Origin of the sequence: Actinomadura fibrosa (assembly GCF_900659615.1) — a bacterium.
GTDB classification, from domain to species: Bacteria; Actinomycetota; Actinomycetes; order Streptosporangiales; family Streptosporangiaceae; genus Spirillospora; species Spirillospora fibrosa.
Genome location: NZ_CAACUY010000041.1, coordinates 1 through 14,402, shown reverse-complemented (window position 1 = coordinate 14,402; position 14,402 = coordinate 1). Strand labels below are relative to the sequence as shown.

At 72.3% G+C, this 14,402-nt stretch carries 16 protein-coding genes; 9 read left to right on the top strand and 7 right to left on the bottom strand.

The window, feature by feature from the left end; translation table 11 throughout:
* The first annotated feature begins 85 nt into the window (after window positions 1-85).
* The 4 genes from E1300_RS16820 (at window position 86) to E1300_RS16805 (ending at window position 2,974) form a co-directional block, all read left to right on the top strand.
* Window positions 86-1,000 (top strand): helix-turn-helix domain-containing protein, encoded by a 915-nt coding sequence (locus E1300_RS16820; protein ID WP_131757948.1) that lies wholly within the window; start codon window positions 86-88, stop codon window positions 998-1,000.
* A complete protein-coding gene (locus tag E1300_RS16815) occupies window positions 957-1,163 on the top strand; it encodes a DUF397 domain-containing protein (protein WP_306440661.1) in 207 nt (68 codons plus the stop codon). Before E1300_RS16820 ends, E1300_RS16815 begins: the two co-directional genes overlap by 44 nt.
* Window positions 1,164-1,394: 231 nt before the next feature.
* Window positions 1,395-1,970, top strand: coding sequence for a dihydrofolate reductase family protein (locus E1300_RS16810; protein ID WP_131757947.1), 576 nt, complete (start codon window positions 1,395-1,397; stop codon window positions 1,968-1,970).
* A 158-nt stretch (window positions 1,971-2,128) separates the two neighbouring features.
* Window positions 2,129-2,974 (top strand): alpha/beta fold hydrolase, encoded by an 846-nt coding sequence (locus tag E1300_RS16805; RefSeq protein ID WP_207399784.1) that lies wholly within the window; start codon window positions 2,129-2,131, stop codon window positions 2,972-2,974.
* Between the two features lie 203 nt (window positions 2,975-3,177).
* Here the strand turns inward: E1300_RS16805 and E1300_RS16800 are convergent, their stop codons facing one another.
* Entirely contained in the window at window positions 3,178-4,101 is a 924-nt protein-coding gene (locus E1300_RS16800; RefSeq protein WP_131757946.1) for an NAD(P)H-binding protein, read from the bottom strand.
* 80 nt (window positions 4,102-4,181) lie between these two features.
* On the opposite strand from E1300_RS16800, the gene E1300_RS16795 reads away from it, so the two are divergent.
* The 3 genes from E1300_RS16795 to E1300_RS53440 all read left to right on the top strand — a co-directional run bounded on the left by E1300_RS16795 (window position 4,182) and on the right by E1300_RS53440 (window position 5,851).
* Entirely contained in the window at window positions 4,182-4,601 is a 420-nt protein-coding gene (locus E1300_RS16795; RefSeq protein ID WP_131757945.1) for a winged helix-turn-helix transcriptional regulator, read from the top strand.
* Window positions 4,602-4,940: 339 nt separating this feature from the next.
* Window positions 4,941-5,600 carry a phosphotransferase gene (locus E1300_RS53445; protein ID WP_278045363.1) on the top strand — a complete coding sequence of 220 codons (660 nt, stop codon included), beginning with the start codon at window positions 4,941-4,943 and terminating at the stop codon, window positions 5,598-5,600.
* Entirely contained in the window at window positions 5,543-5,851 is a 309-nt protein-coding gene (locus tag E1300_RS53440; RefSeq protein ID WP_278045362.1) for a phosphotransferase, read from the top strand. The genes E1300_RS53445 and E1300_RS53440 overlap by 58 nt, the downstream gene beginning before the upstream one ends.
* 53 nt (window positions 5,852-5,904) lie before the next feature.
* Here the strand turns inward: E1300_RS53440 and E1300_RS16785 are convergent, their stop codons facing one another.
* The 3 genes from E1300_RS16785 to E1300_RS16775 form a co-directional block, all read right to left on the bottom strand.
* Window positions 5,905-8,412: an FtsX-like permease family protein gene (locus tag E1300_RS16785; protein WP_165502870.1), complete on the bottom strand. Its 2,508-nt coding sequence runs from the start codon at window positions 8,410-8,412 to the stop codon at window positions 5,905-5,907.
* The gene (locus E1300_RS16780) at window positions 8,409-9,221 is read right to left on the bottom strand and encodes an ABC transporter ATP-binding protein (protein WP_131757943.1); all 813 of its coding nucleotides are present in this window, start codon (window positions 9,219-9,221) and stop codon (window positions 8,409-8,411) included. Before E1300_RS16780 ends, E1300_RS16785 begins: the two co-directional genes overlap by 4 nt.
* A 97-nt stretch (window positions 9,222-9,318) precedes the next feature.
* Window positions 9,319-9,645 carry an ArsR/SmtB family transcription factor gene (locus tag E1300_RS16775; protein ID WP_131757942.1) on the bottom strand — a complete coding sequence of 109 codons (327 nt, stop codon included), beginning with the start codon at window positions 9,643-9,645 and terminating at the stop codon, window positions 9,319-9,321.
* A gap of 146 nt (window positions 9,646-9,791) precedes the next feature.
* Between E1300_RS16775 and E1300_RS16770 the strand changes: the two genes are divergently transcribed.
* Window positions 9,792-11,237: an MFS transporter gene (locus tag E1300_RS16770; protein WP_131757941.1), complete on the top strand. Its 1,446-nt coding sequence runs from the start codon at window positions 9,792-9,794 to the stop codon at window positions 11,235-11,237.
* Between the two features lie 45 nt (window positions 11,238-11,282).
* Here E1300_RS16770 and E1300_RS16765 read toward each other — a convergent pair whose 3' ends face one another.
* Window positions 11,283-12,221, bottom strand: coding sequence for a LysR family transcriptional regulator (locus E1300_RS16765; protein WP_131757940.1), 939 nt, complete (start codon window positions 12,219-12,221; stop codon window positions 11,283-11,285).
* An 85-nt stretch (window positions 12,222-12,306) separates the two neighbouring features.
* On the opposite strand from E1300_RS16765, the gene E1300_RS16760 reads away from it, so the two are divergent.
* Window positions 12,307-12,918 (top strand): ATP-dependent Clp protease proteolytic subunit, encoded by a 612-nt coding sequence (locus tag E1300_RS16760; protein WP_131757939.1) that lies wholly within the window; start codon window positions 12,307-12,309, stop codon window positions 12,916-12,918.
* Window positions 12,919-12,938: 20 nt separating this feature from the next.
* Here E1300_RS16760 and E1300_RS16755 read toward each other — a convergent pair whose 3' ends face one another.
* Window positions 12,939-13,778, bottom strand: a complete 840-nt coding sequence (locus E1300_RS16755) for an NAD(P)H-binding protein (RefSeq protein ID WP_131757938.1) — start codon at window positions 13,776-13,778, stop codon at window positions 12,939-12,941.
* Window positions 13,779-13,901: 123 nt separating this feature from the next.
* Window positions 13,902-14,216: a hypothetical protein gene (locus E1300_RS16750; protein WP_131757937.1), complete on the bottom strand. Its 315-nt coding sequence runs from the start codon at window positions 14,214-14,216 to the stop codon at window positions 13,902-13,904.
* Window positions 14,217-14,402 lie beyond the last annotated feature (186 nt).

Sequence of the window (14,402 nt, the reverse complement as noted above, 5' to 3'; positions counted from 1 at the left end):
GGCCAAGAGAGGGAATCGGCGACTTCGGGAAACGAAGAAAGCGGGATATCCCCATCTTGAGGAAGTCGAGACAGAGCGTGGCCAGATGAGCACACTTGGTGATATGGCGAAACGACCACCCACCGTCCGCATCAAGCGGCTCGGTGTCCAGCTCAGGAAACTCCGCGAGGAACGCGACCTCACGCTCGACCAGGCCGCCGCGCTCCTCATGATCTCGAAGTCGGCCCTCAACCGGATGGAGAACGCCCAGGTCATCACCCGCGCGCACGAGGTCACCTACATCCTGATGATGTACGGCGTCAGCGAAAGCGACGACCTGTGGACATCGATGATCGGTCTCGCCTCGGCGGGCCGCTCACGCGACTGGGTCAAACGGCACGCGGCGGTCGGGGCGGCGAGCCGGGCGAACGAGTTCATCCGTCTCGAACAGGACTCCCGAGCGGTCCGAGCGTACGAACCGCTGCTCGTTCCGGGTCTGCTGCAGACCGCCGACTACACCCGCGCCGTCATGCAGTCGGTTTCACCCCTACCCGGGGTCGACATCGACCAGGCGGTGGAATACCGGATGGCTCGTAAGGACGCGCTCACCCGGCAGAATCCGCTCAAGCTCGATGTGGTCCTCGGGGACACCGCGCTCCGGCAGCGATTGGGAGGCCGCGCTGTGATGCGGGCTCAGCTCATGCACGTGGTGGACGCCATGGATTGCGACAACATCAACGTGCAGGTCTTCCCGACGGGAACCGTCAAACATCCGGGGCTGGACGGGGCGTTCACCATGCTCGATGTTGAGATGGGCGACTTCACCGTCGTGCTGATCGACAGCCGTACCCGCAGCATCTGCATCGAGGACGAAGAGGAGGTCGAGCCCTATCGGCAGACCTTCCGTGACCTGCAAGAACTCGCGTATCCGCCGACTGAGTCCCGGCAGATCATCAAGCGCGCCGCAGAGGAGTTCGATGATGTCAGCAACGACGACGATTCCCGTGGAGCAATGGCGTAAGAGCAGCTACAGCGGCACTCATGGGGAGCACCAGTGTGTGGAGGTGGCCGCGCTGCCAGGAACGGTGGGCGTCCGGGATTCCACAGATCCCCAGGGCGGGCGGCTTTGGTTGAGTGCGCGGGACTGGGATGCGCTGCTCGCGAGGCTGAAGGACGCTGGGTAAGGGCGGAACGTCTTCCCTCAAGGACGTCGGCCGCTATGTACGCGAGGCGTCGGCGAGCCGTCGCCGGGTCTCGCGCTGTCTGTGCGCGGGGTAGCCCGACATCCGCGTCCATGGCGTCCAGAAGGTTCCTGAAAGAACTTCTGGGAGATGTGTCGGGTTGGGGCGGTGGTGTTCGTAGCAGGGGTGAGGCCGCCGCAAGGGCGGCACGAACCTCGTCCCGCAGGAGTCATCATGAGCGCCACCTACACCTTCGACATCTTCTCCACGCTCGACGGCTACGCCAACCACGAGGGCGACTGGGGCGGCTACTGGGGCAAGCAGGGTCCCGAGTTCCTCGCCCACCGCGCCGCCGCCTACCGCGACCCGCTGCGCATGGTGCTGGGAGCGAAGACCTACTCCTCCAACGCGCCGTTCCTCGCCCCGGGCTTCGACCGCAGCGGGTTCGACGAGTGGATCACGCGCATGTTCGACTCCCCGGTCACGGTGCTGTCCAGCCGGCTGACCGAGCCGCTCGACTGGCCGGACGCGACGATCGAGTCCGGCGACCCGGTCGAGGTGGTCGCCCGGCTCAAGGCCGAGTCCAATGTGCCGCTGCGCTCGCACGGCAGCCTGGCGCTCAACCGGACGCTGCTGAACGCCGGTCTGGTCGACGCCATCGAGGTGACGATCTTCCCGGTGATCTCCGGGGCGACCGGCGTGGACCGGGTCTTCGACGGTGCCGACGACTTCGACCTCGAACTGCTCCAGGCCCGGACGTTCGACGGCCACACGCAGGTGCTGACCTATCGGCCGACCCGGCACGGCTGATCGGCCGAAACCAGCCCCGTTCGCACCGCGCTGGGGCGGGGTGGTGCGAAGCCCTGGCGATCCGTCGCCGGGGCTTCGCGCTACCTGATCGACGTCGTAACGTCCGCGCCCATCAGCGTGGGCGATGAGTTTGGACGGCTGATCGGGTCTGCCCTGGCATGAATCACCTGACCACAGCGCACGGGATCACTCTGGGCATCGAGTCGTTCGGTGACGACGGCGCGCCGCTCGTCCTGCTCGCGGGTGGGACGACCATGCTCTCCTGGCCCGACGCGCTCTGCGAGCGCCTCGCTGCGGGCGGGCGCCGTGCGGTGCGCTACGACCTGCGCGACAGCGGGGAGTCGACGACGGTGGACCCGGAGGCGCCCGCCTACACGCTGCGCGACCTCGCCGCCGACGCGGTGGCCCTCGTCGACGCGCTCGGCGGGGGACCCGCGCACCTCGCGGGCATCGGCGTCGGCGGGATGGTCGCCCAGGTGGCCGTGCTCGACCGTCCGGATGCGTTCTCGGCGCTCACCCTGGTCGGCACCCGCGCGGTCGCCCCTGGCCCGACGGACGATGACCTTCCCGACCATGACCAGGCGACGATGGGCCGGTTGTTCGCGCGTCCGATGCCCGACTGGGCCGACCGCGAGGCGGTCGCGGAGTTCGCCGCCGCCGGGGCGGAGATCTTCGGCGACGACCCGGCCGCCGCTCGCGCGACCGCGGCGCGCATCTGGGACCGCACGCCCGGTACCGCACCTCCGGTCCAGATGGCCAACCAGCTGGGCATGGTGTTCTCCAAACTCGACTGCACGCCCAGGTGGCGGGAGCGCCTGCCGGACATCGGGGTCCCCACGCTCGTCGTCCACGGTCGCCGTGACCCGTTCTTCCCCGTCGGCAACGGCGAGGCGATCGCGCGCGAGATCCCCGGGGCACGGCTGCTCGTCCTCCCGGAGGCCGCCACCGCGATCCCCGATACGGCGGTCGCCGAGGTCGCGGAGGCAATGCTCACGCTCGGATAGCGCCTTGGTGGACGGGAATGTCAGGGCGGGGGTGGTGGTTACATGTGATGGTCGGTGTGCCTGGTGTCCCCGGGCCTCACCTTTTGCCTTCGCGGAATACCGTTTGGCTGGAGCCGTGTTGTGCCACTCGCCGAGAGGCGACCCGCACATCGGCCACTACGTATGCGAGGCCCCGGCGATCCGTCGCCGGGGCCTCGCGCTGTCTAACCTGACCGCGGGGCCTGCCGGGCATTGACCGACTGGGACTGGTACCCGCCCGCCTCGACGGCTCTGACGAAGAGGTCCCGGACGGGCCGAGGTTCCTTCTCCAGCAGGTCGTTCAGGTCCGTGGCCCGGGCTTGCAGGCGGCCTGCGCCGATGTTGGAGAACAGCGAGAGCGTGTGCATGGCCTGGTAGGGCTCAAGGCCGAAGCCCTCCAGTTCTTTCCGTGCCTCGCCGAGTGCGACCGGACGGTAGCGGACCGGGCGGCCGAGCGTTTCGGTGAGCACCTCGGCGATGTCGTGGCCGCCGACAGCGGTGACGCCCTCCAGCTCATATGTCCTGGCGGCGTGAGGACTGCGCCTGTTCGCGGCGAGATGCTCCTGCGTCTCGGCTGCGACACGGACGGCCACGTCCGCCAGGTCCTCCCTGGCGACCACGGACACTCGGCCCTGTCCGAGCGCCGCGGCGAAGACACCGGTCTCGGCGGCGGAGGCGGCACCCACCATGGCCAGTCCCACGGGCACTTCGGCGTACAGGCCGTTGCGCAGGATCGTCACGTCGAACGGGGCCGCGGTCAGGCGTTCCTCCGTCCAGCGGTGCGCGAGGGCGAGAGTCGTCAGGTCGGCCGAGCCGGCCAGGCTCGTGTAGATGACATGCCGGACGCCCGCCGCGGCCGCCGCGTCGACCACCGCGCCATGACGGGCCAGGACCACGTCGTCCTCGGCGTATCCGGCGGAGACGAAGACCAGGACGTCCACGCCATGGAAGCCGTCGGCCAGGTCGGCGGGCGCGTCGAAGTCGATGCGGCGCGCCGTTCTCCCGTCACCGGAGCGAGTGCCTGCTGCCACTTCCAGGCCGTGAATCGCGGACAGACCGTCCAGGATCAGACCGCCGAGCGCCCCGGAGACGCCGGTCACGAGAATCATCGAACCACTTCCTACGTTGAGCGATGCGGGCGGAAACCAAGCATCCGGGCGAATCGCCGGCGCGGTAAGGAGGCATTTCGATGTCAGTGACGAACACCGATGTGAGTTCCCAGGCGGACGCGGCCCTCGGTCCCTGCGGCGACGACGACTGCGGCATCCGGGAGGTGCTCGACCGGCTCGGTGACCGGTGGTCGGTCCTGGTCGTCGTGGAACTGTCGAAGGGCGTGCGCCGGTTCCGCGAGCTGGAGCGGGCCGTCCCCGGGATCTCCCAGCGGATGCTGACGCTGACGACCAAGCGGCTCTGCCGGGACGGTCTCGTCGAACGGACCGCCTATCCGACCATCCCACCGCAGACCGACTATCGGCTCACCTCGATGGGACGCACCTTCGCCGACGTTATCCAGCATCTCGCCGACTGGTCCCGCGACCACAAGGACGCACTCGTCGACGCCCGCGCCCGCTGGGACGCCGACCATGGCGACACCACCGGCCCCAGCTGACCAGGTTCGCGTCCGCGTGCATCGGCCCGGTCGCCATGTGCGCCGCCTGTCTCCGCCGATGTCTTGGCGGGCGGGAATGCTGGGGGTGGGGTGGTGGTTACATGTGATGGTCGGTGTGCCTGGTGTCCCCGGGCCTCACCTATTGCCTTCGCGGAATACCGTTCGGCTGGAGCCGCGTTGTGCCACTCGCCGAGAGGCGACCCACACATCGACCACTACGTACGCGAGGCCCCGGCGATCCGTCGCCGGGGCCTCGCGCTGTTTAAACGGTTGGACGCGCCGCCGCCCGGCTCGGTGAGATGAGGGGCCCGCAACAGCCAGCCAGCTCGGGAGTGCCCTGTGACGGAGCGGCGTCCTGGTGAGGTCCGCACGGACGTCGGCCTCGTTCGGCGGTTGCTGGCGGCGCAATTCCCGGAGTGGGCGGGGTTGCCGATCGTGCCCGTTCCCGCGTCCGGCATGGACAACGCGACCTACCGGCTGGGCGACCGCATGTCGGTGCGGCTGCCCCGGTTCGAGCGGTGGGTGGGGCAGGTCGAGCGGGAGCATCGATGGCTGCCGAGGCTGGCGCCGCATCTTCCGCTGCCCGTCCCCGCACCGCTCGCGAAGGGTGTGCCCGGTGAGGGCTATCCGTTCCCGTGGTCGATCTACCGGTGGCTGGACGGGGAACGCGCGACGCCTGAGCGCATCGCCGACCCGATAGCGGCAGCGCGGGATCTCGGGCGATTCGTGGTGGCGCTGCGCGGCATCGACGCGGACGGTGGTCCGCCTCCGGAGTGGAGCAACGCGTTCCGCGGGGTGCCCATGGGTGATCCCGCGGACTCGCTGGCCAGGGACGAGCGGGTTCGTCCGGCGATCGCGGCGCTGGACGGCGGGATCGACGTCGGTGCGGTGAGCGCTGTTTGGGAGGCGGCTTTGCACGCCCAGCGTGGGATCGTCCGCCGGTGTGGGTTCATGGGGATCTTGATGTCGGCAACCTGCTCGTCCGGGACGGGCGGTTGAGCGCCGTCATCGACTTCGGGACGCTCGCCGTCGGTGATCCGGCGTGCGATCTGCTGGCCGCGTGGTTGGTCTTCCCCGCCGGTGCCAGGGACGTTTATCGCGCGGCGGTGGGTGCTGACGAAGCGGCTTGGGCGAGGGGGCGTGGGTGGGGGCTTGCCGCGCTGTTGTCACTGGTCACGGGAGCGGACTCGGGACGGGGTGCTTGGGCGCGGGGGCGTATCCAGGAGCTCGTCGACGACCTTCGTGGCTGATGGCCGTTCGCCCGTACGGTGCGGCGACCGTACGGGCGGACGGGGTGCGGCGGCTATTGCCGGGTGCCTGTGATCGCGCTGCCGGGGCGGTCGCGTAGCAGGGCCAGCGTGGGCAGGAGTGTGGCGGCCAGGGTGAGGGCGAGTGCGGCGGTGATCACTGTGGCGAGGATCCAGGGGGAGCCGTACGGGACGGGGCCGCCGAGGACGCTCAGGCTCAGCGGCACCAGGGTCGCCGCGGCGACCAGCAGTCCCGCCGCGATCCCGGCCGCGGTGACCAGGACGGCCTCCACCGCCATCATGTGCAGGACCTGCCGGCGGGCGGCGCCGGCGAGCCGCAGCAGCCCGAACTCGCGCCGCCGCTCGCCGGTCGCGACGATCTGGGCGTTGACCAGGGCGATCGCGGCGTAGCCGACGACGACGGCGAGGACCAGCCAGGACATCCACGCCTGGGTCTCGTCCTGGTCGGCGCGCAGGGCCGACAGCGCACCGCGGTCGATCACGCGCAGGCCGGGTTGGCTCTGGGTGAGCGCGCGAGCGAGCTGGGCGCGGTCGGTGCCGGGGGCGGCGGTCACGAGGATCTGCGGGACGAGCCCGCTGTCGGTGTGGGGCAGGAGGGTTCGTGCGGGCAGGAGCGCGGTCTCGTAGCCGGGCCGGGACCGGACGGTGGCGACCAGCCTGAGGGCGGCGCGGCTGCCGTCGCCGAGCCGCATCGGGACCGTGTCGCCGATCCGGTACGGGGCGGCGTACCGCTCGGGCAGGGCGACCGTCGCGCCGTCCAGGGCGCCCAGGTCGCCGCTGGTGGCGCGGAACGCCGTGGTCGCGGTCACTCCGGCGGCGGTGACGCCGAGCAGCGACATCGTGGGCGGCTGCGGGGCGTCCTCGCCCGCGTCGCCCTTGTGGACGAGCGGCCCGGCGAGTTCGGCGGGCTCGATGTAGCCGGTGCTGGTGACCTGCGCGGAAGCGGCGGTGACGCCGGGCTGGCGGGCGATCCGGTCGACCGTGTCCGGTGCCAGGCCCGAGGGTGAGGTGACCGCCAGGTCGGCGCGCAGGCCGTCCTCGAACACCTCACGCGACCCCTTCGTCTGCGTGGTCTGCATGTAGACGAGCGCCAGCGCGAGACCGGCGGCCAGCATGACCGGCAGGACCGCGCCGGTCAGCCGGGCGGTGCGGGCCCGGGCGTTCTCGGTGGCCAGGTGGCCGGCGTATCCGGTCGCGGCGCGCAGCGGGCGTCGCAGTGCCGCCGTGACGGCCCTGGACAGCAGCGGTCCGAGCAGCGCGAACCCGGCCGTCCACACCATCGCGGCGGGGGTGGCGACTCCGGCCGCGTCCGGGCCGTCCGACCCGATGGTGCCCATCGCCAGCGCGGCGCCGCCGATCACGAACCCCAGCCCCAGGACGAGGCGGACCTTGCTGAACCGGCGCTTCTCCAGGGACGCCTCGGCCAGGGCCTCGACGGGCCGGGTGCGGGCCGCGGCGTGGGCCGCGATGAACGCGGCGCCGAGCGCGGTGAGCAGCGCGGTGCACGCACCGGCGATGAGCGGGACGCTCCCGGCGCGGTAGGCGAGGGTGTCCGGGACGACTCCGGCCTCGGCGAACGCGGCGAGCAGCCACCGCCCGGCGTGCGGGCCGGGCAGGCAGGCCAGGGCGGTGGCGGCCACCGCGAGCAGCAGCGTCTCGCCGACGAGGAGGCGGCGGATCTGGCCGGGGGTGGCGCCGACGGCCCGCAGCAGCGCCGTCTGCCGCTGCCGCCTGCGGATCGACAGGCCCAGCGTCGCGGCCACCACGAACACGGTCACCATCGCCGACAGCCCGCCGAACGCGGCGGCGAGGGGGATCAGGTCCTCGCCTTCGGACATGACGTCCGGGTTCTCGGCGCGGCCCCGCTCGTCGCCGGTCAGCACCGAGACCTGCCGGCCGTCGACCGCCTTGGCGACGGCCCGCTTCACCTGCGCGACGTCCGTTCCCGGGGCGGTGAACAGGCCGAGCGAGTCGATCTGATTCGGGCGGCCGGTGAGCCGCGCGGCTTCCGCGTCCGAGACGAAGGCGCCGTCCCCGACCAGGCCGGACACCTGGTAGCGCTTGGTGCCGCCGTGAACCAGGACCTCGACCGTCTCGCCGGGACGCATTCCGAGCCCTGCCGGCAGCGCGATCTGCCCGTCTCCGGACGGCGCCGAGCCCTGCGTCAGTGTGGACGGGCCGAGCCGGGTAGACGACCAGCCGTGCCCGGTGACCTGACGGCCGCCGGGCAGCGTGACCGGGAACGACACGTCGGCTGCCACACCGGCCACGCCCGGCACGGACGCCAGCTCGCCCGCCAGTCCCGCGTCCAGCCGGACCCTTTCGGGGAAGACCTCGTCACTCGCGGTGCCGTGGTAGCGCTGGTCCCCGGTCACCACGATCGGGGCGGCGCCCAGCCGCTGCGGCGGTGCCGCCCGGTGGATCCCCGACTCCAGCAGCCCGCCGCAGCCGATGACGATCACCGCGCCGAGGAACATCGCGGCGAACGAGGCGGCGAACCCGCCCTTGTGGAAGCGCAGCGTGCGCAGCGCGATCCCGATCACCACAGCTCCCGCACGGTCTCGGTCGCGCCACCGGGCGCCTCGCCTGGCAGCCGGGTCAGCCATTCGGCGACCCGCTCGGGCGTGGGACGGTTCAGCATGCCGGCGACCCGGCCGTCCGACAGGAACACCACCCGGTCCGCGTACGCGGCGGCCACCGGGTCGTGCGTCACCATCACCACCGTCCGCCCTGCGTCCCGGGCGACCTCGCGCAGCAGCGCCAGGACGGCCCGCGCGTTGCCGGTGTCCAGCGCGCCCGTCGGCTCGTCACCGAAGATCACCGCGGGCCGGGTGATCAGCGCCCGCGCGATCGCCACCCGCTGCTGCTGCCCGCCTGACAGCTCCGCCGGACGGTGCCCGCGCCGGTCGCCGAGGCCGACCCGCTCCAGCGCCCCGTCCACGGCGCCCCGGCCGGGCCTGCGCCCGGCCAGGCGCAGCGGCAGCGTCACGTTGTCCGCCACGGTCAGTTCCGGCAGCAGGTTGAACGCCTGGAACACGAACCCGATCCGCTCGCGCCGCAGCCGGGTCAGCGCCCGCTCGCCGAGCGACGCCAGGTCCGTCCCGTCGAGCCGCACCGCTCCCGACGCCGGCCGCTCCAGGCCCGCCGCGCAGTGCAGCAACGTGCTCTTGCCCGATCCGGACGGTCCCATCACCGCGGTGAACGTCCCGCGCTCGAACCCGAGGGTGACCCCGTCCAGCGCGGTCACGGCGTGCTTGGAGCCGCCGTACACCTTGCGCACGGCCTCCAGCCGCACCACCTCGTCCGGCCCGGTCACCGGCCTCCGGCCTGCCCGCTCAGCAACTTCTGTCATGACGTCAATGCTGGTCGCGGGCATGGGACCGCCGACAGCCTCGATCGGCTGTACCTGGTGTCCACCGATCGGTGGACACCAGGCCCTGATTGGGAGGTCAGATGGCGGACGTGTCGGTGCGGGCGCCCGCGAGGATGGCGTCCAGGAGGCCCGGGTAGCGGGCGTCCAGATCGTCGCGGCGCAGGGTCACGAGGTTCTCCCGGCCGGACGGCTCCTGGAAGATCACGCCGCCCTCGCGCAGCACGCGCCAGTGGTGGGTCATCGTCGACTTGGCATTGATGTCCAGTTCGGCGAGCACGCTGCCGCAGTTCCGCTCGCCGCCGCCGTCCAGCACGCGGACGGCGGCGAGCCGCACCGGATGGCCCAGCGCCGACAGGACACCGTCGATGCGGATCTGGTCGCGGTCCGGGTGGCGGTACCTCATGGTCCCACCGTACCGCGATGGTCGAACAATCGTCCGCGCACGCCTTGCCAGATCGTTCGATTGTACGTAAGTATTCGTACAGTAGTACGTCGGGACGATCGCGGTCCCGGCGCGACATCCCCTGATCCGTGAAGGGTTTCTTCGGCATGCCCGCTTTCTCGAAGGAGGGCGGGGGCCGGCCGGGCTGGATCCTCGTCCTGCTGGCGCTCGCGCAGCTCGTCTACTCGCTGGACCTGAACATCGTCTTCGTCGCGCTCCCCGAGATCGGAGCGGACCTCGGCTTCCCCGGCCAGACCCAGCAACTGGTGGTGAGCGCCTACGTGGTCTTCGCCGGCGGGTTCCTGCTGTTCGGCGGGCGCGCGTCCGACCTGCTGGGACGCCGCCGCGTCTTCGTGCTGGCGCTGGCCCTCTACGCCGTCTCGTCGCTGGCGGGCGGCCTCGCGACGTCACCCGCGACGATCATCACGGCGCGGGCGGTGCAGGGGATCGGCGGCGCGCTGCTGCTCCCGGCCACGCTCGCGCTGATCAACACGCTGTTCGCCGAGGGGGCGCCGCGCAACCGGGCGCTGGCGGTCTGGGGCGGCGCGGGCGCCAGCGGCCTGACGATCGGGGCGCTGCTCGGCGGGGTGCTCACCGAGGGCTTCGGCTGGCCCGCCGTCTTCTACGTCAACGTCCCGCTGGCCGGGCTGGTGGCGCTGGCGGCGCTCGCGGTGATCCCGCGCGACCCGGCCGGCCGGGAGCGGCGGCGGTTCGACCTGCCGGGCTCGCTGACCGTCACCGGCGGCGCGACGCTGCTGGTGTTCGCCCTGGTCGAAGGGCCGGAGCTGGGCTGGGGCAGCCCGCCGGTGGCCGGCGCGGCCGGGCTCGCCGCCGTGCTGCTCGCGGCGTTCGCGGTCGTGGAGCGGCGCAGCGCCGACCCGCTCATGCCGTTCCGGCTGTTCCGCAACCGCAGCCTCACCGCCGGGACGGGCATCACGTTCGTCTACATGGCGACGTTCGGCGTGCTGCCCTACTTCCTGACCGTGCTCATGCAGGGCGTGCACGGCTACGGCGCCCTGCGGACCGGGTTCGCCTTCCTCGTCCCCTCGCTCGCGATCGCTGCGGGCACGCAGCTCGGCGAGCGGATGACCATGCGGTTCGGCCTGCGGCCGACGCTGCTGACCGGCTTCGCGGTCGGTGCCGCCGGCACGGCGGCCATGGCGCTCGGTTTCGACGCCCACGCAGGCTACGGGACGCTCGTGCCCGGGCTCGTCGTCTCCGGCGTGGGGCAGGGCATCGCCTGGACGGCGATGTGGATCGCCGCCGCGGCCGGGACCGCGGCGCAGGAGCAGGGCGTCGCCAACGGCATCGCCTCGACCGCCCTCAACCTCGGCAACGCCATCGGCCTGGCCGTGTTCACCGCACTCGCCGGGATCGGCACCGGGGGCAAGACCGGCGAGGCGCTGCGCTCCGCCACCGCGCACGGCGAGTCCGTCGTGGTGCTGCTGACGGCGGCCGGGATGATCGCCGGGCTGCTGATCGCCCTCACCCTGCCGCGCGCGGCCGCACCCGCCGCCGAACCCGCCGATCCGGGACCTGTCGCCGTGCACTGATCGTCCGCGCGTCCCCGTCCGAGACTCCGGGCGGGGACGCGGCGCTCACAGCCCTGTCCGGTCCGGGGACGGCAGCCAGCAGGACGGGTCGTCCGGAGTCGGGGGCGGTGGTCCGAGGAGGTCGAGCAGGCGCCGGAGCCGGGGATTGCGGTCGTGGCGCCGCCAGACGATCGACCAGGAGAAGAGGGGGACGGGGGCGACGATTGGGATCCGGACGGTGTCGCCGTCGAACGGCAGCACCATGTCCCGTTCCGCGATGGCGACGGCGCGGTGTTCGCGCTCCATCAGGTCGCGGTAGCCGAGCAGTCCCACGGCCGGTTCGGAGAAGCGCAGCGGGACGCCGAACTCGGCCGCGAACCGGGTCAGGTAGCCGTGCCACTCCGTCGAGCCCGCCGGGTCGGGCATCGCGATCCCGGCGGACGCGAGGTCGGCGACGGGCAGCGACGTCCGGGACGCGAGCGGGTGCCCTTCGAGGACGTAGGCGTACAGGGGGACGTACGAGAACGGGCGGCTGGCGAGCTCGCCGGGCCAGGGGCGGCCGAGGTCGTGGACGCGGCCGAACGCGGCGTCGATCTCGCCGCGGAGCAGCGCGGGCAGGGCGGCGGCGAGCCCCTGGCGCATGGTGGCCTCGACCGTGAGGGACGGGTCGGGGGCGAGCGCGCGGCGGATGGCGGCGAGCGGCGTGAACCGCTCGTGGTAGACGTCGACGCGCAGCGGGGCGGGCACGCCGCGGACTTCGCCGACGGCCGTGTCGAACGCGGCGATCGCGTCCCGGGCGAGGGGCAGGAGGCGCAGCCCGGCCGCGGTGAGGGCGACCGTGCGGGTGGTGCGCTCGAACAGCGGCGTGGCGAGGGCGTCCTCAAGACGGCGGATCCGCTTGGACAGGGCCTGCTGGGTGAGGAACAGGCGCGCCGCGGCCCGTCCGAAGTGCAGCTCCTCGGCGGCGGCGACGAAGGCGCGCATGCCGGGCAGGTCCGGATCCATGGGGCGCAGATTAACAACCCGAGGTTGTCACCCGCGCGGAAGAAGTTGTTGGACGCGGGTCGTGACGTGCGGTTTTCCTGGACGCATGAACCATGACCTCCTCCACCGTCCGGCGGCCGAAGCCGACGACGCCGCGGCGCGGCTCGCGGGCGAGCACGTCTTCCAGCGGTTGCTGCGGCAGCGCATCATCGTCCTCGGCCAGCAGGTGGACGACGCGATCGCGAACCGGATCTGCGGGGAGATCCTGCTGCTGTCCGCGGAGGACAGGACCCGCGACATCCACCTCTACATCAACTCGCCCGGCGGCTCGGTGACCGCCGGGATGGCGATCTACGACGTGATGCAGTTCGTCCCGAACGACGTGGCGACGCTGTCGATGGGCTTCACCGCGTCGATGGGGCAGTTCCTGCTGTGCGCGGGCGCGCCGGGCAAGCGCTACGCGCTGCCGCACGCGCGGATCCTGATGCACCAGCCGTCGGGCGGCATCGGCGGCACGGCGTCCGACATCAGGATCCAGGCGGAGAACATGGTGTTCACCAAGCGGATCTTCCAGGAGCGCGTGGCCTTCCACACCGGCCAGCCGGTGGAGCGGATCTCCGCCGACTCCGACCGCGACCGGTGGTTCACGGCCGAGGAGGCCCGCGAGTACGGCTTCATCGACCATGTCGTGAGCCACGCAGAGCAGGTCGCGGCCTAGAAGCCGGGGCGGGCGGCGGTTCAGGCGAAGTCGGCGGCGTGGTCGGACGCCCACGCGGCGAACGGCCGGGCGGGGCGGCCGGTGATCTCCTCGACGGTGCTTGTCACCGCGGCGGGCTTGCCCACCGTGGCCGCCATCAGGTCGAACAGCGCGTTGACGAAGTCGCCGTCCATGAACCGCGCCATCTGCTCGCGGACCGGACCGTCCGGCACCTCCTCGAAGACCAGCGGGCGGCCGAGGGCCTCGCCGAGCACGCGCACCTGGTCGGCCTGCGTCAGCGACGCCGGGCCGGTGAGGTCGTAGGCCCGCCCGCTGTGCCCGGTGTCGGTGAGGACGCGCGCGGCGACCTCGGCGACGTCCCGCTCGTGGACGGGGGCGCTCGTCGCGGCGGCGTACGGGGCGCGGACCACGTCGCCGCCCTTGAGCTGCATGCCGAACGCCAGGGCGTTGATGGCGGGGAAGAGCAGCCGCAGGAACGTCCAGTCCGCCCGGCTCGCGGCGATCGCCTGCTCCACGCCGGCGTGGTAGCGCGCGATGACGTCCGGCTGCCGGTCCGCGCCGTCGATCACGGCGCCGGAGGACAGGAACACGATCCGCCGCACCCCGGCGTCGCGGGCCGCGCCGAGGAACGTGGCCGGGTCCAGGCCGTAGGGCAGGACGAGGAACGCGGCCGTGACGCCGTCCAGCGCCGGGCCGAGCGTCGAGGCGTCGGCGAGGTCGCCGCGCACGACCTCCGCCCCGGCCGGGAGGTCCGCGGTGGACGGGTCGCGCGTCAGCGCCCGGACCGGCTCGCCCGCCTCAAGCAGCGCCTCCACGGTCTGGCGGCCGAAGTGGGCGGTGGCACCGATGACCAGGATCATGGCGATTCCTTCCCGAAAGGACGGCTCGGACGCCGCCCGCGTGGATGCCTCCACGATATCAGAACGGAATACTTTGTTCCGCAAGTAGGCAATGGCCGGGTGCGGCCAGGGAGACGATGACGCCTAGCGGGCCTTGCCGCCCCGCTTCCGGCCGGGCGCGGCGCCGGGGCCCCGGCCGCCGAACTTCGCGGCGGTGTCGCCCGACTTCTCGTTCTTGGGCTTCTTCGACTTCTTCGCCTTCTTGGGCTTCTTGGCCTTCTTCGGCTCCTTTGTCTGCCCCGGGGGCTCGGGCTTCGCCTGCCCTGGCGGCTGCGACCGGCCCGGCTTCCCGTTCGGCGGGCCGCCGCTCGACGGGCGGCCGCCGCTGGGCGCCGCCGTGGTCGGGGCGTTCGGCGTGCGGGGCGCGCCCTTGTGCGGGTCCAGGTGGTTCTCGTCCAACCCGGTGATCTTGGGGGTGTGATGCGCCGGTGCGGGAGACGGCGCCTGGCCCGGCAGGTGCCCGGTCCCCGCGGCGATGGCGACGCCTCCGGCGGCGGCTGGCGCCGGTGCGCGGCACCCGGGAGCTGTCCAAGGCCGACATGCGGCTGAACGACGCGCTGCCGAGGATCGACGTCGATCCGGACA